General features: G+C 70.8%; 22 protein-coding genes. 12 read left to right on the top strand and 10 right to left on the bottom strand.

All coding sequences use genetic code 11. The features are described from left to right. Nucleotides 1-63: 63 nt before the first annotated feature. Nucleotides 64-1,194, bottom strand: a complete 1,131-nt coding sequence (locus VFC33_16040; GenBank protein ID HZR14750.1) for an acyl-CoA dehydrogenase family protein — start codon at nucleotides 1,192-1,194, stop codon at nucleotides 64-66. 80 nt (nucleotides 1,195-1,274) lie between these two features. Further along, complete coding sequence (locus VFC33_16035; protein HZR14749.1) at nucleotides 1,275-2,462, bottom strand: acyl-CoA dehydrogenase family protein; 1,188 nt, start codon at nucleotides 2,460-2,462, stop codon at nucleotides 1,275-1,277. An 85-nt stretch (nucleotides 2,463-2,547) separates the two neighbouring features. Here VFC33_16035 and VFC33_16030 point away from each other — a divergent pair, with 85 nt between their 5' ends. After that, on the top strand, nucleotides 2,548-3,159 hold the full coding sequence (locus VFC33_16030) for an MBL fold metallo-hydrolase (protein ID HZR14748.1): 612 nt from the start codon (nucleotides 2,548-2,550) through the stop codon (nucleotides 3,157-3,159). A 153-nt stretch (nucleotides 3,160-3,312) separates the two neighbouring features. On the opposite strand, the gene VFC33_16025 is transcribed toward VFC33_16030, so the two are convergent. Genes VFC33_16025 through VFC33_16015 form a run of 3 tightly spaced genes read right to left on the bottom strand, consistent with a single transcriptional unit; the run spans nucleotide 3,313 to nucleotide 5,723 of the window. After that, nucleotides 3,313-4,254 carry an ABC transporter substrate-binding protein gene (locus VFC33_16025; GenBank protein HZR14747.1) on the bottom strand — a complete coding sequence of 314 codons (942 nt, stop codon included), beginning with the start codon at nucleotides 4,252-4,254 and terminating at the stop codon, nucleotides 3,313-3,315. A gap of 39 nt (nucleotides 4,255-4,293) precedes the next feature. After that, nucleotides 4,294-5,043 carry an ABC transporter permease gene (locus tag VFC33_16020; protein ID HZR14746.1) on the bottom strand — a complete coding sequence of 250 codons (750 nt, stop codon included), beginning with the start codon at nucleotides 5,041-5,043 and terminating at the stop codon, nucleotides 4,294-4,296. Further along, the gene (locus VFC33_16015; protein ID HZR14745.1) at nucleotides 5,040-5,723 is read right to left on the bottom strand and encodes an ABC transporter permease; all 684 of its coding nucleotides are present in this window, start codon (nucleotides 5,721-5,723) and stop codon (nucleotides 5,040-5,042) included. Before VFC33_16015 ends, VFC33_16020 begins: the two co-directional genes overlap by 4 nt. A gap of 172 nt (nucleotides 5,724-5,895) precedes the next feature. On the opposite strand from VFC33_16015, the gene VFC33_16010 reads away from it, so the two are divergent. The 5 genes from VFC33_16010 (at nucleotide 5,896) to egtD (ending at nucleotide 11,404) form a co-directional block, all read left to right on the top strand. Further along, nucleotides 5,896-7,029, top strand: a complete 1,134-nt coding sequence (locus tag VFC33_16010; protein HZR14744.1) for a betaine/proline/choline family ABC transporter ATP-binding protein — start codon at nucleotides 5,896-5,898, stop codon at nucleotides 7,027-7,029. A 109-nt stretch (nucleotides 7,030-7,138) separates the two neighbouring features. Beyond that, the gene (gene egtA, locus VFC33_16005) at nucleotides 7,139-8,383 is read left to right on the top strand and encodes an ergothioneine biosynthesis glutamate--cysteine ligase EgtA (protein HZR14743.1); all 1,245 of its coding nucleotides are present in this window, start codon (nucleotides 7,139-7,141) and stop codon (nucleotides 8,381-8,383) included. Further along, a complete protein-coding gene (egtB, locus tag VFC33_16000; GenBank protein ID HZR14742.1) occupies nucleotides 8,380-9,696 on the top strand; it encodes an ergothioneine biosynthesis protein EgtB in 1,317 nt (438 codons plus the stop codon). The genes egtA and egtB overlap by 4 nt, the downstream gene beginning before the upstream one ends. Beyond that, nucleotides 9,696-10,442 carry a class II glutamine amidotransferase gene (locus tag VFC33_15995; protein HZR14741.1) on the top strand — a complete coding sequence of 249 codons (747 nt, stop codon included), beginning with the start codon at nucleotides 9,696-9,698 and terminating at the stop codon, nucleotides 10,440-10,442. Before egtB ends, VFC33_15995 begins: the two co-directional genes overlap by 1 nt. Next, nucleotides 10,439-11,404, top strand: coding sequence for an L-histidine N(alpha)-methyltransferase (egtD, locus tag VFC33_15990; protein HZR14740.1), 966 nt, complete (start codon nucleotides 10,439-10,441; stop codon nucleotides 11,402-11,404). The genes VFC33_15995 and egtD overlap by 4 nt, the downstream gene beginning before the upstream one ends. Nucleotides 11,405-11,408: 4 nt before the next feature. On the opposite strand, the gene VFC33_15985 is transcribed toward egtD, so the two are convergent. After that, nucleotides 11,409-13,544 carry a glycogen debranching N-terminal domain-containing protein gene (locus VFC33_15985; GenBank protein HZR14739.1) on the bottom strand — a complete coding sequence of 712 codons (2,136 nt, stop codon included), beginning with the start codon at nucleotides 13,542-13,544 and terminating at the stop codon, nucleotides 11,409-11,411. Nucleotides 13,545-13,605: 61 nt separating this feature from the next. On the opposite strand from VFC33_15985, the gene VFC33_15980 reads away from it, so the two are divergent. The 6 genes from VFC33_15980 (at nucleotide 13,606) to VFC33_15955 (ending at nucleotide 18,657) form a co-directional block, all read left to right on the top strand. Then, entirely contained in the window at nucleotides 13,606-14,631 is a 1,026-nt protein-coding gene (locus VFC33_15980; GenBank protein HZR14738.1) for a glycosyltransferase family 4 protein, read from the top strand. 43 nt (nucleotides 14,632-14,674) lie between these two features. After that, nucleotides 14,675-15,448 carry a Fe-S cluster assembly ATPase SufC gene (gene sufC / locus VFC33_15975; protein HZR14737.1) on the top strand — a complete coding sequence of 258 codons (774 nt, stop codon included), beginning with the start codon at nucleotides 14,675-14,677 and terminating at the stop codon, nucleotides 15,446-15,448. 2 nt (nucleotides 15,449-15,450) lie between these two features. After that, the gene (locus VFC33_15970) at nucleotides 15,451-16,680 is read left to right on the top strand and encodes a SufS family cysteine desulfurase (protein HZR14736.1); all 1,230 of its coding nucleotides are present in this window, start codon (nucleotides 15,451-15,453) and stop codon (nucleotides 16,678-16,680) included. Nucleotides 16,681-16,691: 11 nt separating this feature from the next. Further along, a complete protein-coding gene (locus VFC33_15965) occupies nucleotides 16,692-17,195 on the top strand; it encodes an SUF system NifU family Fe-S cluster assembly protein (GenBank protein ID HZR14735.1) in 504 nt (167 codons plus the stop codon). A 131-nt stretch (nucleotides 17,196-17,326) separates the two neighbouring features. Then, nucleotides 17,327-17,509, top strand: a complete 183-nt coding sequence (locus VFC33_15960) for a hypothetical protein (protein ID HZR14734.1) — start codon at nucleotides 17,327-17,329, stop codon at nucleotides 17,507-17,509. Nucleotides 17,510-17,622: 113 nt separating this feature from the next. After that, complete coding sequence (locus VFC33_15955; protein HZR14733.1) at nucleotides 17,623-18,657, top strand: L,D-transpeptidase family protein; 1,035 nt, start codon at nucleotides 17,623-17,625, stop codon at nucleotides 18,655-18,657. A gap of 73 nt (nucleotides 18,658-18,730) precedes the next feature. Here the strand turns inward: VFC33_15955 and sufC (VFC33_15950) are convergent, their stop codons facing one another. From sufC (VFC33_15950) to sufB, 4 genes are all read right to left on the bottom strand, one after another. Next, entirely contained in the window at nucleotides 18,731-19,534 is an 804-nt protein-coding gene (gene sufC / locus VFC33_15950; protein ID HZR14732.1) for a Fe-S cluster assembly ATPase SufC, read from the bottom strand. Beyond that, a complete protein-coding gene (locus tag VFC33_15945; GenBank protein HZR14731.1) occupies nucleotides 19,531-19,845 on the bottom strand; it encodes a non-heme iron oxygenase ferredoxin subunit in 315 nt (104 codons plus the stop codon). The genes sufC (VFC33_15950) and VFC33_15945 overlap by 4 nt, the downstream gene beginning before the upstream one ends. Then, the gene (gene sufD / locus VFC33_15940; protein ID HZR14730.1) at nucleotides 19,838-21,040 is read right to left on the bottom strand and encodes a Fe-S cluster assembly protein SufD; all 1,203 of its coding nucleotides are present in this window, start codon (nucleotides 21,038-21,040) and stop codon (nucleotides 19,838-19,840) included. Before sufD ends, VFC33_15945 begins: the two co-directional genes overlap by 8 nt. Before the next feature lie 2 nt (nucleotides 21,041-21,042). Continuing rightward, nucleotides 21,043-21,853, bottom strand: an 811-nt coding sequence (gene sufB, locus VFC33_15935) for a Fe-S cluster assembly protein SufB (protein ID HZR14729.1), incomplete at its 5' end; no start/stop codon positions are given.

Here is a 21,853-nt window from a genome sequence, read left to right as displayed (position 1 = left end):
ACAACCCAGCCCTCCCCGCTCCGACTCCGTCGGCGGCGCAGAAGACGCAGAAGACATGGATCGTCAGATCCCGATCCGCTGCGCCAACAGCTCCCGGTGGTAGGTGGCGTCGCCGAGGAGGATCTCGGAGCTCTTCGCGCGCTTGAAGTACAGGTGCGCGTCGTGCTCCCAGGTGAAGCCGATGCCGCCGTGGATCTGGATGTTCTCCGCGGCCGCGTGGAAGTAGGCGTCGGAGCAGTACGCCTTGGCGAGGCTCGCGACGACGGGCAGCTCCTCGTTGTCCTCGGCCGCGGCCCACGCCGAGTAGTACGCAGCCGACTTCGCCGACTCGACCTCGAGCAGCATGTCCGCGCACTTGTGCTTGATCGCCTGGAACGAACCGATCGGGCGGCCGAACTGCACGCGCACCTTCGCGTACTCGACCGACATGTCGAGGACCTTCTGCGCGCCACCCACCATCTCGTTGGACAGGCCGACCGCCGCCTGGTCGAGCGTCTTCGACAGCGCGGCCCAACCACCACCGGGCGCGCCGAGCGGCTGCGCCTTCACACCCGAGAACTCGAGCTTCGCCTGCTTGCGCGTCTGGTCCATCGTCGCGAGCGGCGTGCGCGTGAGACCGGCGGCGTCACCGTCCACGGTGAAGAACCCGATGCCGTCCTCACCGCTCGTACCGGCCGCGCGCGCGACCACGACGACGAGGTCCGCGGTGTGGCCGTCGATCACGAACATCTTCGTGCCGTCGAGGACGTACCCGTCGCCGTCCTGACGGGCCTCCATCGTGATGCCGGACGCGTCCCACTTCCCGCTCGGCTCCGTGAACGCGAGCGTCGCGATCGTCTCTCCCGACGCGATCCCGGGCAGCAGCGTGCCCTGCTGCTCGTCGGTCCCGACGTTCATGATGGCGTTCGCCGCGAGCACGACCGTCGAGAAGTACGGCGCGCAGAGCAGCACGCGGCCCATCTCCTCGAGGACGATCGCCAGCTCCACGAACGTGAACCCCTGGCCGCCGTACGCCTCGGGCAGGTGCAGGCTCTGGAGCCCGAGCTCCTGGGCCATTTGCTTCCAGACGCCTTCGTCGTAGCCCTCGGTCGTCTCCATCAGCCTGCGGACCTCGGCCGACGGCGACTTGTCCTCGAGGAACCGCCGGACGGTCTGGCGCAGCTCCTCCTGCTCTTCCGAAAAGGCGAAGTTCACGGTTGCTCCTGTGGGTCGTCACGCCGCGGTCGCGCGCGGCGCAGGGTAGTGGGAGCCGGCGACGCAGCGCCCGCTCCCAGTCAGCGGGGTTCGCGCGGCAGACCGAGCACGCGCTCGCCGAGGATGTTCTTCTGGATCTCGCTCGCGCCCGCGTAGATGGTCTCCGAGCGGCTGAACAGGTAGATGCGCTGCAGCTCGCCGAGCTCGTACGGGTCGCGCGGGTCGCCGGGCAGGATCTGCGAGTCAGGACCGAGCACGTCCATCGCGAGCTCACCCAGCCGGCGGTGCCACGTGCTCCAGTAGAGCTTGCCGATGCTCGCCTCCGGGCCGAGGACGCCGCGACGGACGAGGTTCGTCAGCATCCGCAGCCCGTTGTACTTCATGATCTCGACCCCGACGTACGCGTCCGCGAGCCGCTGACGGATCGACGGGTCGGTCGCCGTCCCGTGCGCGTGCGCCGCATCGATCACGTGGTCGAGCTCGCGCCGGAACCCGAGCTGCTGGGACAGGAACGCGGTGCCGCGCTCGAACCCGAGCGTCGCCATCGCGACCTTCCACCCGTCGTTCGGCTCGCCGACGATGTTGGCGCGGTCGGTGCGCGCGTCGTCGAAGAACACCTCGTTGAACTCCGCGGTGCCCGTCATCTGGCGCAGCGGCCGCACGCTCACGCCCTGCTGGTCCATGGGGACGAGGAGGTACGAGATGCCCTTGTGCGCGGGCGCGTCGGGATCGGTGCGCACGACCGCGAAGCACCACTGGGCGCGGTGCGCGAGCGTCGTCCACACCTTCTGCCCGCTGATCACCCACTGGTCGCCGTCGAGGACGGCCCGCGTCTGCACGTTCGAGAGGTCGGAGCCGGCGTTGGGCTCGGAGTAGCCCTGGCACCACAGCTCCTCGACGGCCTGGATCCGCGGGAGGAAGCGTCGCTTCTGGTCCTCGGTGCCGTACGCGATGAGCGTCGGCGCGAACAGGCCTTCGCCGAAGAAGCTGATGCGCGCGGGCGCGTCGGCCTTCGCGTACTCCTCGTTGAAGATCACCTGCTCGACGATCGACGCGTTGCGTCCGCCGTACTCGCTGGGCCACGCCATGCCGACCCAGCGATCCTTGCCGAGCAGCCGCTCCCACTCGACGCGGACCTCCCACCCCGCCTCGTCGGCCGGACCGCCGCCCCCGCCGATCTCGGCGAACTCGCCCTTCAGGTGCTCGGCCAGCCAGGTCCGCACCTCGTCGCGGAACTCGGCCTCCTGCGGTGAGTCACGGAAGTCCATCGGGTCCCGGACGCTACTAGACCGCCCGGTCAAGTACCGCCCCGCCCGAGCGCGATCGCGACGGTGCACCGGTACGCTCGGCGACATGGCCCGTCCCGCGCACTTCGAGGACGCCGACGTGCGGGTCGACAAGATCGTCGTCGGCCCGTTCGAGAACAACGTGTTCGTGGTGCGCAGCAAGCGGACGGGTGACGCTGTACTCGTCGACGCCGCGAACGAGCACGACCTGTTGCTCGAGGTGAGCCGCGCGACCGGCGTGCGGCGCGTACTCACGACGCACGGCCACTGGGACCACATCCAGGCGGTCACCGCTGTGCGCGACGCCGGGATCGACGTCGGGATCGCGACCGAGGACGCCGCGATGCTGCCGGGCTACGACTTCACGATCCCCGACGACGACGTGATCGAGGTCGGCGACCTCCGGCTGCGCACGATCCACACGCCCGGTCACACGCCCGGCTCGACGTGCTTCGTGCTCGAGGGCAAGCCGCTCGTGTTCAGCGGCGACACGCTGTTCCCGGGCGGCCCGGGCAACACGAGGTTCGAGAACGCGAGCTTCGAGCAGATCATCGAGTCGATCGACCGTCGGCTGTTCACGCTGCCGGCCGACATGCTCGTGCTGCCGGGCCACGGTCTCGACACGACGGTGGGCACGGAGCGTCCGCACCTCGACGAGTGGATCCAACGCGGCTGGTAGCCCCAGCAAGAGGTGCGGACGCGACCATCGGCGAGAGCGTCCGCATCTCGACGAGTGGATCGAGCGCGGCTGGTAGCCGACGCGAACGCGAAGATGCGGCACTGACGTACGCATTCCGTACGTCAGTGCCGCATCTCGCGTCGGGCGTGTGAGCTACCCGAGCCCGTTCTCCTTGAGGAACGCGTTCGCGACGTCGGCCGGGTCCTGCTTCTCGTTCTGCACCTGCAGCGCGAGCTTGTTGTAGGCGTCGGTCGTGAGCTTGGCGTTCACCGCGTCGATGATCGAGTTGAGCTGCGCGCTGTCGACGCTCTTGCGCACCAGCGCGACCGGGTTGTCCGAGGGCTGGAGGCCCTTGTCGTCCTGCAGCAGGACGTAGTTGGGCTTGATCACGCTGCTCCCCGTGAACAGCAGCGCGACCTGGATCGTGCCGTCGTCGAGGGCCGTCTCGGTGACGGGCCCACCGGCGTCGAGCTTCTTCACGTCCTTGAACTGCAGCCCGTAGAGCTGCTGCTCCTTCGTCCCCAGGCACAGCGGGCGGTCGAGGCACTCCGGCGGACCACCGAACACGAGCTGGCTCGCGACCGGCTTGAGGTCGGAGATCGTCTTGAGGTGGTACTTGTCCGCGGTCGTCTTCAACACATAGAAGCCGTTGACGTCCACGGCGGTCGCCGGCGTCGTCGCGACGAGGGTCGTCGGCAGCTTCGCCTTGAGCGCGTCGTACGTCGTCGTCCGGTCGTTCGTCGGCGTGCCGTTGAGGAACGTCAGCAATGTCCCCTGGTACTCGCCGTACAGGTCGATGTCGCCGTTCTGCAACGCCTTGTAGACGATCTCGGTGGCCCCGAGGTTGTCCTTGTACGTGATCTTGTAGCCCTTCGCCGCGAGCGCACCGCCGTAGAGATGGCTGAGCACCTGCGCCGCACCGAAGTTCTTCGAACCGACGGTGAGCGTCTTCGTCGGTGCCGACGTCGCGCCGCTGCCGCTGCTCTTCTTCCCGCTGCTCGAGCTGCCGCACGCGGCCAGCACGACTGCGAGCGCGCTCGCGAAGGCGACCGTCGCGAGCGCGCGACGACCGACCCGAAATCTGGACTTGGTCACGGTGCCTCCCCATGGGCCCGTCGAGTAGAAGGTCAGACGTTACGCGTTCACCGGCGCAGGTTGCTCGCGAACACGTTCGACCGGTCCGACTCCGGCCCGCAGCCCGCGCGACACGACGAGCCGCTGGACCCCGGCGAGCGCGAGCTCGACCACGATGGCGAGCACCGCCACGAGCAGCGCGCCCGCGAACACGCGCACGTTGTCGGACACCGCCATGCCGTCGATGATGTAGCGGCCGAGACCACCCCACCCGACGTACGCGGCGAGCGTCGCGGTCGCGACGACCGCGACCGCGCTCGTGCGCACGCCGGCCATGATCAACGGCATCGCGACCGGGAGCTCGACGCGTCGCAGCACCTGTCCGCCGTTCATCCCCATGCCGCGCGCGGTTTCCCGCAGCTCCGCGTCGACGTTCGCCATCCCGACGTACGTGTTCGTGAGCATCGGTGGGATCGCGAGCAGGACGAGCGCGATGAACGTGGGGATCGAGCCGATACCGATCCCGCGCAGGACGGCGGGCGGGTTCCCGACCCCGAACGCGAGCACCGCGAGGAGCAGGATCGCGAGGCTCGGGAGCGCGCGCCCGACGTTGGACACGTTCACCGCCGCGAAGCCGCCGCGACGCAGGTGCCCGAGCACGAGCCCGATCGGCAGCGCGACGAGCGCGGCGACGACGAGCGACACCGCGGAGATCTCGAGGTGCTGCACGACGAGGTGCGGGATCCCCTCGTTGCCGCGCCAGTGGTCACCGTTGGAGAACCACCGCAGCACGTCCTGCAAGAAGCTCACGACGCGACGACCTTCGCGCGCGCCCACGGCGTCACGAGCCGTTGCACGAGGAGCAGCGCGGCGTCGGTGACGACCGCGAGCGCGATGACGAGGACGCCCGCGACGGTGATCGGCGTGCGGAACTGGCGCTGGAAACCATCGAGCATCAACGCGCCGAGCCCGCCCTGCCCGATGAGCGCCGCGACCGGGACGAGCCCGATGAGCGTGACGGCCGCGATGCGGATGCCCGCGACGATCGCGGGCACGGCCAGTGGGAGCTCCACGAACAGCAGCTGGCGCGTCGACGAGTACCCCATGCCGCGCGCGGCCTCCGTCACCTCGGGTGGAACGGCGTCGAGGCCCGAGACGATGTTGCGGATCAGGATGAGCAACGAGTACGCGGTCAACGGGATCAGCGCCGTGTTGCGCGACAGGCCCGTGTACGGGAGCAGGAACGCGAACGCGGCGAGCGACGGGATCGTGTACAGCACGCCCGTCACCGACAGGATCGGCGCGAGCGTCCGGCGCCGGCGCGACGCGAGCACCGCGAGCGGGAACGCGATCACGAGCCCGTACAGGAGCGCGAGTCCCGCGAGGGCGACGTGCTCGTGCAGGCGCGTCGAGATCTCCGTCGTGTGGTTCGTGACCCAGGACCAGTCGATCCACGCGCTGCCGCTGTAGCCCGCGGCGAGCAGGTTCATGGCACGGGTTCCATCGCTCGCCCGAAACCGCCGGGAATTGCGGGGAAGGGCGATGGTACCGTCGGGCGACCGTCCCACCCCCACGCGTCCCGCTCCGCATCGCGCCGCTCGTGGCGACCGTCGCACGCGGAGTCGCCTGACCGCTCCTCGTCACGCCGCGGGAGGCCCGCGCATGATCCGTCTCGAGTCGGTCAGCAAGCGCTACCCGAACGGACAGCTCGCGGTCCGCGACCTCGACCTCGACGTCCCCGCGGGTGAGACGTGCGTGCTGCTCGGACCGTCAGGGTGCGGCAAGACCACGACGTTGAAGATGATCAACCGGCTCATCGAGCCGACGAGCGGGCGCATCTTCCTCGACGGCGAGGACGTCACGCGCGTCAATCCGGTCGGCCTGCGGCGCCGTATCGGGTACGTGATCCAGCAGGTGGGCCTGTTCCCACACCAGACGATCGAGACGAACGTCGGGACCGTGCCGCGTCTGCTCGGCTGGGACCGCGCGCGCACGCGCCGGCGTGTCGACGAGCTGCTCGAGCTCGTCGGTCTCGATCCGGCCGCGTACCGCAGCCGGTACCCGGCGCAGCTCTCGGGTGGGCAACGCCAGCGCGTCGGCGTCGCTCGCGCGCTCGCCGCCGACCCCCCGGTGCTGCTGATGGACGAGCCGTTCGGTGCGATCGACCCCGTCACGCGCGGCCGTCTGCAGGACGAGTTCCTGCGGCTGCAGGACGAGGTGCGCAAGACCGTCGTGTTCGTCACGCACGACGTCGAGGAAGCGGTGAAGCTCGGGACGCGGATCGCGATCCTCGACGTCGGCGGCATCCTCATGCAGTACGACACGCCGGCCGAGGTCCTCGGTCAGCCCGCGTCGAAGATGGTCGCCGACTTCGTCGGGTCGGACCGCGCCCTGAAGCGACTGCGCGTCACGCCCGTCTCGCTCGACGGGATCGTCCGACCTTCGACGGTGTCCCCGGACGCACCGCTCGAAGCGGCACGCGCGGTCTTGGCTCGTGACGCGACGGACTGGGTGGCCGTCGTCGACGACGACGGCACCTTGCGCGGACAGGTTCTCGAGGACGACGTCGACGGAACCGGCCCGGTGCGCGACCGGATGGAGCGCATCGAAGCGTGGATCTCGGTCGACGACTCGTTGGAGGCCGCCCTGGCCGCGACGCTCCTGACCGAGTCGGGTCGCGTCGCGGTGCTCGACGGCGAGACGTTCCTCGGCGTCCTGACGCCCGACGCCATCCACCGCGCGTTGCGGAGCTCCGTCGGCGCCGAGTCGGTGCCCGCCGAGCTGAAGTCTCTCTGATCCCCGACTGTTCTCTCGACGAAGGAGGAGCGATGGACGCGATCCACGACTGGCTCGCCCCGGTCCGCAACATGACATGGGTGGCCGCGCACTTCGGGCACCGGTAGGCGTGCCGGCCTCCGTCCGCGAGATGACGGCGCACGACGCGCGCGCCGTCGTCGACGCCTGCTTCCACGGCTCGTCCGACGGCCGGGTCGGTGTGGAATGCGAGTGGTTCGTCGTCGCGACCGACGACGTCCGTCGTCTTGTGCCGTCGTCGCACGTGCACGCGACCTGCGAGCACGTGCTCGCGGGACCGGATCCGTGCCGGATCACGTTCGAGCCGGGCGGCCAGCTCGAGCTGAGCACCCAACCCGCGTCCGGGATCGACGCCGCCTGCCGCGCGCTCGCCCGCGACATGGCGAGCATCCGCACCGCGCTCGCACGCGACGGGTACGGGCTCGTCGCCGTCGGGCAGGATCCCGCTCGGCACGGTCGACGCGTCGTCGACGCGCCCCGCTACCGCGCGATGGAGCGGTACTTCGCGTCCGCGTGGCCCAGTGGTCGCACGATGATGTGCTCCACCGCGGCGCTCCAGGTCAACGTCGACGTCGGCCGGCACGGCCGCGTCGTGCCACGGTGGCGGCTCGCCCACGCGCTCGGGCCCGTCCTCGCGGCCGCGTTCGCCAACTCGCCCCTCGCGTGCGGACGGCCGAGCGGGTGGCGCTCGAGCCGGCTCGCGGTGTGGGCCGCGCTCGACCCCACGCGCACCGCGCCGGTCCACGTCTCGGACGATCCTGCGGACGACTGGGCGCGCTACGCGCTCGACGCCCGCGTCATGCTCGTCCGTCACTCGTGCACGCACTACGAACCCGTGCTCGAGCCGTTGACGTTCCGGGCGTGGATGTCGGGGCACGAACGGTTCGGCTACCCGACCGTCGACGACCTGCAGTACCACCTGACGACGCTGTTCCCACCGGTCCGCCCGCGGGGCTGGCTGGAGCTCCGCATGATCGACTCCCTGCCCGACCCTTGGTGGCAGGTCGCGGTCGCGGTCACGGTCGCGCTGCTCGATGACGACGACGCGGCCGAGCGGGCGGCGCGCGTGGTCGAACGGACGACCGGCATGTGGCGCGACGCGGCACGTCACGCGACCGCGCACCCGCTCCTCGCCCGCGCCGCGCGCGACTGCTTCGCGGCCGCGCTCGATGCACTGCCGCGCATGGGGGCAGCGGCGTCGACCGTCGACCTCGTCGCGCGGTACCGCGACCAGTACGTCGCGAGAGGTCGATGTCCCGCCGACGACCGGCTTGCGGAGTGGACGCGCGACGGCACGCTCCTGCCGCTTCCGGAACCCGAATGGGAGACGACATGACGACAGGTGTCGCGCCGGTCACCGGCATCCGCGAACGCGTCGCGTCGGAGCTCGACGCCGCCAGGCGGCGGACGCTCGCGCTGCTCGAACCGGTCTCCGACGGCGACCTCCTGGCCCAGCACTCGCCGCTCATGTCGCCGCTCGTATGGGACCTCGCGCACATCGCGCACTACGAGGAGCTCTGGCTCGTCCGCACGCTGACGGGCGCGCCGCCCACCGACGCGCGCTTCGACGACGTCTACGACGCCTTCCGGCACCCGCGCCGCGAGCGCCCGTCGCTCGACATCCTCGGGCCGGCGGACGCGCGCGCGTTCGCGCGCGATGTCCGCACGCGCGTGCTCGACGTGCTCGCGACCGTGGACCTCGACCGCGACGAGCTCCTCCGCAACGCGTTCGTGTACGGGATGGTGGTGCAGCACGAGCACCAGCACGACGAGACGATGCTCGCGACGCTGCAGCTGCGCGACGCCACGTATCCGTTCGCCGAGCCGGCGCCTCGCTCCGCGGTGCGCGACGTCGACGGCGAGGTGCTGGTCGAGGGCGGCCCGTTCGTGATGGGGACGTCGACGGAGCCGTGGGCGTATGACAACGAGCGCCCCGCGCACGTCGTGGACGTCCCGTCGTTCCTGATCGACCGCGCGCCGGTGACGAACGCCGCGTACGCCGAGTTCGTCGCGGACCGCGGCTACGACGACCCGCGTTGGTGGACGGCCGCGGGCTGGGCGTGGCGGGTGGAGGCCGACCTGCACGCGCCCCAGTTCTGGCGGCGCGACGGCTCGGGTTGGGCGCGCCGGCGCTTCGGCACGTGGGAGCCGGTCCCGCCGGACGAGCCGGTGCAGCACGTGTGCTGGTACGAGGCCGACGCGTACGCGCGCTGGGCGGGCAAGCGGCTCCCGACCGAGCCGGAGTGGGAGAAGGCCGCGTCGTGGGATCCCGGCGCCGGCCGCGCCCGCAGCTACCCGTGGGGCGACGGCGCGCCAACGCCGGCTCGGGCGAACCTCGGTCAGGCGCGGCTCGGTCCCGAGCCGGTCGGGTCCCGTGCCGACGGCGCGAGCGCGTACGGCTGCGAGCAGATGATCGGCGACGTGTGGGAGTGGACCTCGACCGACTTCGGCCCGCACCCGGGGTTCGTGTCGTTCCCGTACCGCGAGTACTCGGAGGTGTTCTTCGGCTCGGAGTACAAGGTGCTGCGGGGCGGGTCGTGGGCGACGCACGTCCCGGCCGTGCGCACGACGTTCCGGAACTGGGACTACCCCATCCGGCGTCAGATCTTCGCCGGCTTTCGCTGCGCTCGTGACATGGACATCGCCTGATGTGCCGCCACCTCGCGTACCTCGGTGCGCCGATCGCGATCGACACGCTCCTCTTTGACGCGCCGCACGCGCTCGTCGAGCAGGCCGAGGCCCCCCGGTTGCAGACCGCGACACCGGACAATCCCGACGGGTGGGGCGTCGCGTGGTACGTCGAGCGCGAGCCCGGCGCGCGGCGCTACCGCACGACGACGCGCATGTGGGACGACACGGGGTACCGCGCGATGCATGGAGGTGCGACATCCGTTGCCGTGCTCGCGGCGGCGCGTGCCGCGTCCCCCGGTCTCGTGCTCGACGTCACCGGCAACGCGCCGTTCGTCGACGGGCGGTGGACGTTCTCGCTGAACGGCACCGTCCCCGGCTTCCGGGACGGCGTGGGCGACGAGCTGCGCGCACGGGTGAGCGCGCGCCGCGCCTCGGCCCTCGAAGGAGACACCGACTCCGAGGTGCTCTTCGCGCTCGTGCTCGACCGCGTCGACGAGGGTGCGTCGCCGCGCGACGCGGTCGCCGACGTCGCGCGCACGACGTACGCGCGCGCGGGCGGCCGCATCAACCTCCTCCTCACCGACGGCTGCACGGTCGCCGGGACCGCGATCGGCAACTCGTTGTTCGTCCATCACGACGATGGCGCACTACTGGTGGCGTCGGAGCCGCTCGACGACCGGCCCGGCTGGAAGCGCGTACCCGACGGCAGCGCCGTGCACGGGTCGGCCTGCGGCTACGAGGTCGAGCCGGTGGTCGTCCGATGATCCGCGTCGACGTCCACCTCGACGAATCCGACCTGCGCGCGGCGTTGCGCGGCGACGTCGCCACCGGGCTGCGCGGGTCGCCGAAGGACCTGCCCCCGAAGTGGTTCTACGACGACCGGGGCTCGGAGCTCTTCGACGAGATCACTCGCCTGCCCGAGTACTACCCGACGCGGGCGGAGCGCTCGATCCTCGTCGCGCGCGCGGGCGAGATCGCGGACGTCGCGGGGGTCGACACGCTCGTGGAGCTCGGCTCGGGCACGTCCGAGAAGACGCGCCTGCTGCTCGACGCGCTCGCGTCGCGCGGTCGCCTGGCGCGCTTCGTCCCGTTCGACGTGAGCGAGACGACGCTGCGGAACGCGGCCGCGGCGATCGAGAAGGAGTACGCGCCCGTCGACGTCCACGCGGTCGTCGGCGACTTCGAGCACCACATGCGCGAGCTCCCGCGGGGGGGCCGCCGTCTCGTCGCCTTCCTGGGCGGCACGATCGGGAACCTCGAGCCGACGAAGCGCGCCGCCTTCCTCGCCGACGTCGCCGCCGACCTCGAGCCGGCCGACTCGTTCCTGCTCGGCACCGACCTCGTGAAGGACGTCGCGCGCCTCGAGGCCGCGTACGACGATTCCGCCGGCGTCACGGCGGCGTTCAACCGCAACGTCCTGCGCGTCGTCAACCGCGCACTCGGTGCCGACTTCGTACCCGAGCGGTTCGAGCACGTCGCGCGCTTCGAGACCGGTCCGGAGTGGATCGAGATGCGACTCCGGTCGACGGTCGACCAGGAGGTCCACGTCCCCGACCTCGAGCTCACCGCGACGTTCGCGGCGGGTGAGGAGATGCGCACCGAGATCAGCGCGAAGTTCCGCAAGGAACGGGTCGAGCAGGAGCTCGCCGCGGCCGGACTGCAGTTGCGACGCTGGTGGACGGACGCGGCGGGTGACTTCGCGCTCTCGCTGTCGTCGCTCGCGTGACGAGCTACGGCTCGAGCGTCGGGCGGCGGGGCTCGCTCACGATCCGCAGCCCGTCGGGGACCTGGAGGACGTCGAGCCGGTCGCCCTCCGTCTCGATGCACAGCTCGCCCCCCATCAGCGGCACGTCGTCGAGGCGCAGCGGACCGATCCAGTCGGGGACGGCGGGGGCGAGATGGAGCTCCGCGTTGCGGATGTCAGGCTCGAAGCGCAGCATCGCGCGCAGGAACAGCAACGGGCTCGCCGCGGCCCACGCCTGCGGCGAGCATGACGTCGGGTACGCCACCGGGAACGCGACCTCGTCGCGGTCGAGTCCCGCGAACAGCTCGGGCATCCGGTTCCCGAAGTGCGAGCCCGCCGCGATCTGTCCCTCCATCACACGGTGGAACTCGTCGACGAACCCGTAGCGCATCAGGCCCGCGGCGCAGACCGCGTTGTCGTGCGGCCACACGCTGCCGACGTGGTAGCTGATCGGGTTGTAGCCCGTCATCGTCGACGCGAGCGTGCGGATCCCCCAACCGGAGAAGCACGCGTCCGAGAGAAGCTGCTTCGCGACGAGCGGTGCCTTCTCCTCGTCGACGATGCCCGTCCACAGACAGTGACCCATGTTCGACGCGAGCGCGTCGATCGGCCGCTTGTCGCGGTCGAGGCCCATCGCGTACCAGCCGCGGTCGTCGATCCAGAAGTCACGGTTGAAGGACCGCTTCAGCGCGGCCGCGCGGTCACGCAACGACGTCGCGAGCGCCGCGTCACCGTGCTCCGTCGCGATGTGCGAGCGCGCGACGAGCGCGGCGTACACGTACCCCTGGACCTCGCAGAGCGCGATGGGGGCCTCGGCGAGCGTGCCGTCCGCGAAGCGGACCCCGTCCCACGAGTCCTTCCACCCCTGGTTGGCCAGGCCGTGGTCGCTCGTGCGCTGGTACTCGACGTACCCGTCGCCGTCGCGGTCGCCGAAGCGTGTGACCCACTCGAGCGCGCGATCCGCCGCGGGGATCAGCGCGTCGACCTCGGCGCGCTTGTTGCCCCACCGTTCGAGCTCTCCGACGAGCATGACGAACAGGGGCGTGGCGTCCGCCGTCCCGTAGTAGACGCGCCCACCGCCGAGCGAGAGCTCCGCGCTCTCGCCGAAGCGCATCTCGTGGAGGATCCGACCGGGCTCCTCCTCCGTGATCGGGTTCACCTCGGTGCCCTGGAAGCGGGCGAGCGTCTGCAACGTGCCGAGCGCGAGGTCGGAGTCGGCGAGCATCGCCATCCACGACGTGAGGAGCGAGTCGCGCCCGAACAGCGTCATGAACCACGGCGCGCCGGCCGCGACGACGGCGCGATCCGGGAACTCCGGGTCGAAGATGCGCAGCGCGGCGAGGTCCTCGGTGGAGCGGGCGAGGAGCGCGCGGAAGTCGTCGTGCGCCGTCGTGAGGACGGGCAGCCGTCGCCGCCACGCCTCGAGCCGCTCCACCGGTGTCGAGCGCTCGACGGGCCGTCCGCAGAGGTAGCGCGGCGTGATCTCGTGCTCGTCGATGACCGGCGTCACCTGCACGCAGACGCTCCACTTGGCACGCGGCGGCACGATCACCTCGTACACGGCGAGGTCCTCGCTCACCTGGGCCGGGTGCGAGAGCTCGACGCGCGTCCCGCGCGTGAAGCGCCCGCGACGGTACGAGTACTCGAGCGACCGTTCGGTGGTGCGGACGTGCGAATCGCCGACCTTCTCGACGCGTCCCTCCTTCACCTCGAACAGGTCGGCGAAGTCGCATCCCAACGCGAGCTCGAGCGAGCAGAACGCGGGCTCCTCGCCGAAGTTCTGCACGACGACGTCCTCGCGCATGCCGCGGCCCACGTAGCGGCGCCGGAACACCATGAGCGTCGAGTCGGCGCGGCCGGGCCGGGGATGGTCGCGCAGCACGAACGTCCCGCTGAACGGGTCGCCCGTCGTGGCCGACAACGGCTCGGGCGGTGCGCCGTTCACCCGCAGGCGCAGCTCGGAGAGGAAGCGCGTGTCGCGGAAGAACAGCCCGTGCGCGAGCCCGGGCACGATGTCGCCGCTGTGCGCGGAGATGCAGAACGCGGAGCCCTCGACGAGCGTGAGCGCCGCACCATCGCCCCCCAACGACGCGCTGACGCTGCTGGTCCACGGCGTCGGCACGGTTCCTCACGCTACCCCGGGACGCGACGCCGTTCCCGGGGTCGGTGGGTACCGTGGACGCGTGCGCATCGCGCAGATCGCACCGGTCTGGTTCACCGTCCCGCCGCGCGGATACGGGGGCATCGAGCTCGTCGTCTCGCTCCTCGCCGACGGGCTCGCCGACCGCGGGCACGACGTCACGCTCTTCGCCTCGGGCGGCTCGCAGACGAAGGCCGAGCTCGTGTCCGCGATGGAGGAGCCCCCGGACGCCGCGCTTCTCGGGAACGTGTGGTTCGACGCATACCACGCGCTCTCGTCGTATCTGCACACAGCCGAGTTCGACGTCGTGCACGACCATTCCGGGATCATCGGCCCGGCGCTCGGCGCGCTCCTCGGCGGCACGCCACCCGTCGTGCACACCCTGCACGGCCCGTGGAGCGAGCCGTCGCGGCGCTACTACGCGTTGCTCCACGAGCGCGTGCACCTCGTCGCCATCAGCGCGGCGCAGCGGGCCGACAACCCGTCGATCCGGTACGCGGGCACGGTGCACAACGGGATCGATCTCGACGAGTACCCGTTGCTCGACGAGAAGGACGACTTCCTCGTCTACATCGGGCGCGCCAACCCCGAGAAGGGGCCGACCGTCGCGATCGAGGTCGCCCGGCGCGCCGCCCTGCCCCTCGCGATGATCGTGAAGCGCAACGAGCCGTTCGAGCGCGCGTACTGGGACGAGATGGTCGCGCCCGCGCTGAACGACGAGGTCGAGGTGTACGAGCACCTCAGCCACGAGGCGAAGACCGACCTGCTGTCGCGTGCCCGGGCGATGGTCTTCCCCATCCAGTGGCCCGAGCCGTTCGGGCTCGTGATGGTGGAGGCCATGGCGTGCGGCACGCCCGTGGTCGCGTGCCCGGCCGGCGCGGCCGTCGAGCTGGTCGAGGAGGGCGTGACGGGGTTCCTCCGCGACTCGATCGACGACCTCGCCGCCGCGGTCGGCCGGGTCCGGGAATGCTCACCCGTGGCGTGCCGCGAGCGGGTGGCCCGTCACTTCTCGGCCGCGGCGATGGTGGAGGGCTACGAGGAGATCTACCGCCGGATCGTCGGGGGCTGACCCAGGTTTCCACTACGCCCGTAGTGTTATTACACTTTTCGGCATGGCCCCCGACCCGCCGCTGCTCGCGGTCGACGACCTCCACGTCGCCGTCGGCGACGACGAGATCCTCCGCGGCGTCACGCTGACCGTCGGCGAGCGCGAGGTCCACGCGCTGATGGGCCCGAACGGGTCGGGCAAGTCGACCCTCGCCAACGCCCTGCTCGGCAACCCCGCGTACGCCGTCACGGGCGGGTCGATCCGGTTCAAGGGCGAGGACGTGACGGGCCTGACGACCGACGAGCGCGCCGCGCGCGGGATGTTCCTCGGCTTCCAGCACCCCGAGGAGATCGCCGGCGTCAGCGTGCTGAACTTCCTGCGCCAGGCGCTCGCCGTGCGCAAGGGGATCCCCGACCTGTCGGTGCTCGAGGTCCGCATGGCCGTCATCGAGTGGACCAAGCGACTCGGCATGGACGACCGCTTCACCGAGCGGTACCTGAACGAGGGCTTCTCGGGCGGCGAGAAGAAGCGCAACGAGGTCCTCCAGATGGCGCTCATGGAGCCGGACCTCGCCGTGCTCGACGAGACCGACTCCGGTCTCGACATCGACGCCCTCCGGGTCGTCGCGGACGGCATCCGGGAGGTGCGCGCGTCGCGGCCCGCGCTGGGCATCCTCCTGATCACGCACTACCAGCGGATCCTGCGGCTCCTCACGCCCGACGTCGTGCACGTCCTGCTCGACGGGCGCCTCGTCGCGTCCGGCGGTCCCGAGCTCGCCGCGCGCCTCGAGACCGAGGGGTTCGACGCGTTCCGCACGCTCGAGTCCACACGGGGCTGACCATGATCGACGTCGCGCGCGTCAAGGGCGATTTCCCGATCCTCGAACGCGAGGTGCACGGCAAGCGCCTCGTGTACCTCGACTCGGCGTCGTCGTCGCAGAAGCCCGTCCACGTGCTCGACGCGATGGACGACTGCTATCGCAACCACTACGCCAACGTGCACCGCGGCGTCTACACGATCGCCGAGGAGGCGACGGCCGCGTTCGAAGCCGCGCGTGCCCGTCTCGCACGATTCCTCGGCGCGCGCGATGCGCACGAGATCGTGTTCGTGCGCAACGCGACCGAGGCCATCAACCTCGTCGCGTACACGTGGGCACGCGCGAACCTCCGGGCCGGCGATCCGATCGTGCTCACCGAGATGGAGCACCACGCGAACGTCGTGCCGTGGCACATCCTCGCCGCCGAGCGCGGCGTCGAGCTGCGGTGGATCCGGCTGACGCCCGACTTCCGCCTCGACCTGTCGAACCTCGACGCGCTGCTCGACGGCGCGAAGCTGCTCGCGGTCTCGGCCATGTCGAACGTCCTCGGAACGATGAACGACGTCCGACCACTCGCCGACGCCGCCCACGCCGCGGGCGCGCACATGCTCGTGGACGCGTGCCAGTCGGTCCCGCACGTCGCGTGCGACGTGCAGGCGTGGGACGCGGACTTCGTCGCGCTGTCCGCCCACAAGATGCTCGGCCCGACGGGGATCGGTGCGCTGTGGGCGCGCGCCGAGTTGCTCGACGCGATGCCGCCGTTCCTCGGGGGCGGCGAGATGATCCGCGACGTCCGCCTCGACGGGTTCACGCCGAACGACGTGCCGTGGAAGTTCGAGGCCGGCACGCCCGCGATCGCCGAGGCCGTCGGCTGGCACGCGGCGATCGAGTACCTCGACGCGCTCGGCATGGACACCGTCCGCGAGCACGAGAAGGCGCTGACGGGCTACACGCTGGCTGCGCTCGACGACCGGTTCGAGGGCCGTCTCCACGTGTACGGGCCTCGTGACGTCGACGTGCGGGGAGGGGCGATCTCGTTCCTGTTCGACGGGATCCACGCGCACGACATCTCGCAGGTCCTCGACGAGGACGCGGTGTGCGTGCGAGCCGGGCACCACTGCGCGAAGCCGCTGATGCGCTGCCTCGGCGTCCCGGCCACGACACGCGCGTCGTTCTACGTGTACAACGACGAGGCCGACGCCGACGCGCTCGTGGACGCGCTCGCGCGCGCCGAGAAGTTCTTCGCCCTCTAGGAGCCTCCCGCATGCCCGGTCTCGAAGAGCTGTACCGCGAGATCATCCTGGACCACTACCGGTCGCCGCGGAACCGTGGCGAGCTCGCGGTGCCACCCGCGCACAAGGTCGAGGGGTTCAACCCGCTGTGCGGCGACGAAGTCGTCCTCTACCTCGACGTCGACGACGCGACGGGCGAGGTGCGCGATCTGAAGATCGCGGGCCAGGGTTGCTCGATCAGCCAGGCGTCGACATCGATGATGAGCGCGGCGGTGAAGGGCAAGTCGGTCGACGAGGCGCGCCGGCTGATCCGCGCGTTCAAGGCGTTGATGTCGATCCACGAGTCGAAGCTCGAAGGTGACGGCGCGTCGAGCGAGGAGGACGACGCGGGCGACGCCGTCGAGGGCGTGCGGCTCGGCGACCTCGAGGCACTGCAAGGTGTCGTGAAGTTCCCCGTGCGCATCAAGTGCGCGACGCTCGCGTGGAACACGCTGCAACAAGGTCTCGACGAGCTCACGACCCCATCCGGACGGTGACGCGCGTCATCGGTTCGTGACGCGATTGACACGAACCTGCTGCGGGGAGGACCCGCGCGGCGGGTACGGTGGTGGCGCGACCGAGATCAGGCGCGACGAGATCAGGCGCGACGAGATCAGGGAGGAGCTCGATGGACCAGCAGACCCGGCTCACGACGATGGTCGACGAGGCCCTCGAGCGGTTCGCCACGCGTGACCTGGTCTCGGCGTCCGAGGTGACCGACTTCCTCCTCGACCTGCGGATCGCGCTGCTCGAGCCGGCCGACCCGCTCGAGGAGCTGCTCGCTCGCGAGTCGGAGCCCGCGCACCCGTGAGCGGCCCATCGGGGTGCCCGAGGACGAACCGACCCCGTCGCTAGACTTTCCCGGTCGCCGTCGGCGTGCCCACCCCCCGGGCGCGCCCTTCCCGGCATGAGGGTGGGTTCGCGGTGAGAAACATCTTCCGGCCACGCGTGCTCATCGCGGTCGGGTCGGCCCTCGGTCTGCTCGCCGCCGTCGCGGTCGCCGGCGCGCTGCTGCGCAGCCAGCCCCGCTCGAGCGCGTCGAGCGCGCCGGAACGGACCTCGCACGACGCCGCGGCGGCCACCACGACGTCGACGTTGCCGGCGACGACGACGACCACGACGCCCGCGCTCGTCCAACCGCCGCCCGCGACGCTCCCGCCGCTGCCCTCCGGCGGGCTCGGCCAGGGATCGTCAGGCCCGGTCGTCGCCGCGTACCAGCAGCGGCTGACCGACGTGCACTTCGACCCCGGCCCGGTCGACGGCCACTACGGCCAGGACATGGCGTACGCGGTGGACGCCCTCCAGAAGCTGTTCGGCCTGCCGGTCAACGGCCGCATCGGGCTCGCGGAAGCGATCGCGCTCACCAACTTCCGCTACCCGGAGCCGCTCGTGCCGAACGGCGAACCGAACCGGACCGAGATCGACGTGTCGAAGCAGGTGCTCACCCTGTACGCCGGCGGGCAGGTGCGCCTGATCACGACCATGTCGAGCGGGAGTGGTGAGCACTACTGCTACACGGACAAGTACCGCCCGGTGCGCGTGTGCGAGAACGCGTACACGCCGTCGGGCCGCTACACGTACACGCGGTTCGTCAGCGGGTGGGACACGTCACCGCTCGGGCACCTGTACAACCCCTTCTACTTCAACGGCGGCATCGCGGTGCACGGGTACCCGTCGGTGCCCAACTCGCCCGCGTCGCACGGGTGCGTCCGCATCCCGATGGACATCGCGAACTACTTCCACACGCTCGTGAACAAGGGCGACCCCGTGTACGTGCTCGGCGGGAGCGACGGCCCGGGGAACGTGACGTACACGCCGATCCCGACGGCACCGCCGACCACCGCGCCGCCCGCGACACCGCCGCCTCCCGCGCCACCTGCCGCGCTACCGGCCCCGCCGCCGCCGAGCGCCGCGCCGAAGGGCGCTCCCCCGACCGCGACACCCACGCCGAAGCCCTGACCCACCCCCGCGATCGGTTCTGTGAAGCGTCATCCACCACAGGTGTGTCTGACGCTTCCCAGAACGACGAGGGTCAGAAGCCGAGCGGGTCGGCGAAGGGATCCTCGGGCTGCTCGACGGCCGGGACCGCGAGCTGCTCGACACCGAGCTGCTCGGCCAGGCCCTCGTAGCCCGTCGCCTCGAGCGTCTCGGCGAGCTCGGGCCCGCCGCTCGCCACGACGCGACCGCCCATCAGCACGTGCACGCGGTCGGGACGGAGCTCGGTGAGCAGGCGGGCGTAGTGCGTGATCGCGAGGACACCGAGACCGTTCTCGGTCGTCATCGCCTCGATGCGGCGGGCGACGTCGCGCAACGCGTCGACGTCGAGCCCGGAGTCGATCTCGTCGAGGATCGCGAACGCGGGACGCAACACCGCGAGCTGCAACGTCTCCGCGCGCTTCTTCTCGCCGCCCGAGAACTCGACGTTGACGCCACGCGCGAGGAACTCGTCCGCGACCGAGAGCCGGTCGGCCTCCGTGGCGAGCCGCGACGCGAGATCGTCGACGGGCTCGCCGCGGGCGCGCAGCGCGGCGTCCAGAACGTCGAGGACGCGCACGCCGTCGACCTCGACCGGGTACTGCATCGCGAGGAACAGCCCCTTCGACGCGCGCTCCCACGTCGGCAGGCCGAGCAGCTCCTCAGCGTCGAGGGTCACCGAGCCGGCCGTCGCGGTGTAGTCGCCGCGGCCCATGATCGTGTGGGACAGCGTCGACTTGCCGGAGCCGTTCGGGCCCATCAGCGCGTGGACCTCGCCCGAACGCACCTCGAGGTCCACGCCGCGCAGGATCTCGTGCCCGTCGACCGAGGCGTGCAGCCCGCGGACGGTGAGCTCGCTCACGGCAGGCTCACGATCACGTCGTCGCCCTCGACGCGCACGTCGTACACCGGGACGGGCTCGGTCGCGGGGAGCGTCATCGCCTCACCGGTCTTGAGCGAGAACATCGAGCCGTGCTTCGGGCACTCGATCTCGCACTCCTCCTCCCACACGAACCCCTCGGAGAGCGAGTAGTCCTCGTGCGAGCACTCGTCGCCGATGACGTAGAAGTCGTCACCGATCCGCACGACCGACAGGCGATGCCCTTCCACGTCGAAGCGCCGCGCCGCACCGGGATCGACGTCGCCGACCGAGCACACGCGGACCTCAGACACCGGTCGTCAACCTCCCGACCTTCTCGTCGACCGCGCCGCGCAACGGCTCGACCAGAGCCGGGACGGCGAGCCGGTCGAACACGTCGTCGAAGAACCCGAGGACGATGAGCCGCTGCGCGTCGGCCGGCGGCACGCCGCGCGTCTCGAGGTAGTAGAGCTGGTCCTCGTCGATGGGGCCGACGGCGGAGGCGTGCGAGCAGCGCACGTCGTCGGCCTCGATCTCCAGGTTCGGGATCGACTCCGCGCCCGCGCCCTCGGTGAGGACCAGGTTGCGGTTCGTCTGGAACGCGTCCGAGCGCTGCGCGTGCCGGCGTATCCGGACGAGCCCGGAGTACACCGAGTGCGCACGGTCCTCGACCGCGCCCTTGAACAGCAGGTTGCTGCGCGTGTGCGGCGCGGCGTGGTCCTGCAACGTACGGAAGTCGAGCGTCTGGTCCCCGTCGCCGAAGTAGACGGCGAGCACGTCGCTGTCCGCGCCGTCACCGGCGAGCAGCGCCTCGCTGCGCACGCGCGCGTAGTCGCCGCCGAGCGCGATCGCGGAAGAGCGCAACGTCGCGTCGCGGCCGACGTGCGCACGCTGCAGCGCGATCTGCCACGTCGACGCCCCGTGTTGCTGCACGGACAGGAAGCGCAGGTGCGCGGCCTGACCGACCACGAGCTCGACAACCGGTACGACGAGTCGGTCCTCGCCGTCGCTCGACGACCGCTCGAGCACCGTCGCCTCGGCGCCCTCGTCGAGCACGACCAACGTGTGCGGGAACACCGCGCGCCCGTCGCCGAACGACGCGTGGTCGACGACGATCGGGTCCTCGACCACGACACCTGCGGGCACGTGGACGAAGGCGCCACCCGTCAGGAACGCGTCGTGGAGGGCCGTGAACGCGTCGGGTGACTCGTTCGCGCACGTGCCGAGCAGCTCGCGGGCGGTCGCGTCGTCGACCGCGTCGAGCGTGCCGACGACGACGCCCTTCGACGTGATCGCCGGGTCGAGCCCGCCCCACTGGGGCGGTGGCGTCACGTCGGGTCGGTAGCGCGACGGGTCGAAGCGGTCGATCGGGCTGTACCGCCAGATCTCCTCGCTCGCGCTCGGCCACGCCAGCTCCGCGAGGCGCGAGGCGGCTTCGGCGCGGCGCGCTGCGAGCCAGTCCGGACCGGGAAGGCTGCGCGCGACGTCGAGGTCGAACCCGTCGGCCATGCTCAGCCGACGGCACCTTCCATGTTGAGCTCGATCAGACGCGAGAGCTCGACCGCGTACTCCATCGGCAACGTCTTCGTGATCGGCTCGATGAAGCCGTTCACGATCATCGCGGTCGCCTGCTGCTCCGAGAGGCCCCGGCTCATCAGGTAGAAGATCTGGTCGTCGCCGACCTTCGAGACGGTCGCCTCGTGCCCGATGCGGGCGTCCTTCTCGTCGATCTGCATGTACGGGTAGGTGTCGGAGCGGCTCTCGTCGTCGAGGATGAGCGCGTCGCATCGCACATGGCTCTTCACCTTGTGCGCACCCTCGTCGACCTTGACGAGCCCGCGGTACGTGGTGCGCCCACCGTCCTTCGAGATCGACTTCGAGTCGATGATCGACGTCGTCTCGGGCGCGGCGTGCGTCATCTTCGCCCCCGCGTCCTGGTGCTGGCCCGGGCCCGCGTACGCGACGGACAGCACCTCGCCGTGCGCCTTCGGGCCGGTCATCACGACGGCCGGGTACTTCATCGTGAGCTTCGATCCGAGGTTGCCGTCGATCCACTCGACGGTCGCCTCACGCTCGGCACGGGCGCGCTTCGTCACGAGGTTGTAGACGTTCGGCGACCAGTTCTGGATCGTCGTGTAGCGAATGCGCGCGCCAGGCTTGGCGATCAGCTCGACCACCGCGGAGTGCAGCGAGTCGCTCGTGTAGATGGGCGCGGAGCACCCCTCGATGTAGTGCACCGAAGCGCCCTCGTCGGCGATGATGAGCGTCCGCTCGAACTGGCCCGCGTTCTCGGCGTTGATCCGGAAGTACGCCTGCAGCGGC

Source organism: Acidimicrobiia bacterium, from assembly GCA_035651955.1.
GTDB lineage: Bacteria > Actinomycetota > Acidimicrobiia > IMCC26256 > JAMXLJ01 > JAMXLJ01.
The sequence above is the reverse complement of the archived record's forward strand: the minus strand, read 5'-3'. Positions and strand labels throughout refer to the sequence as shown.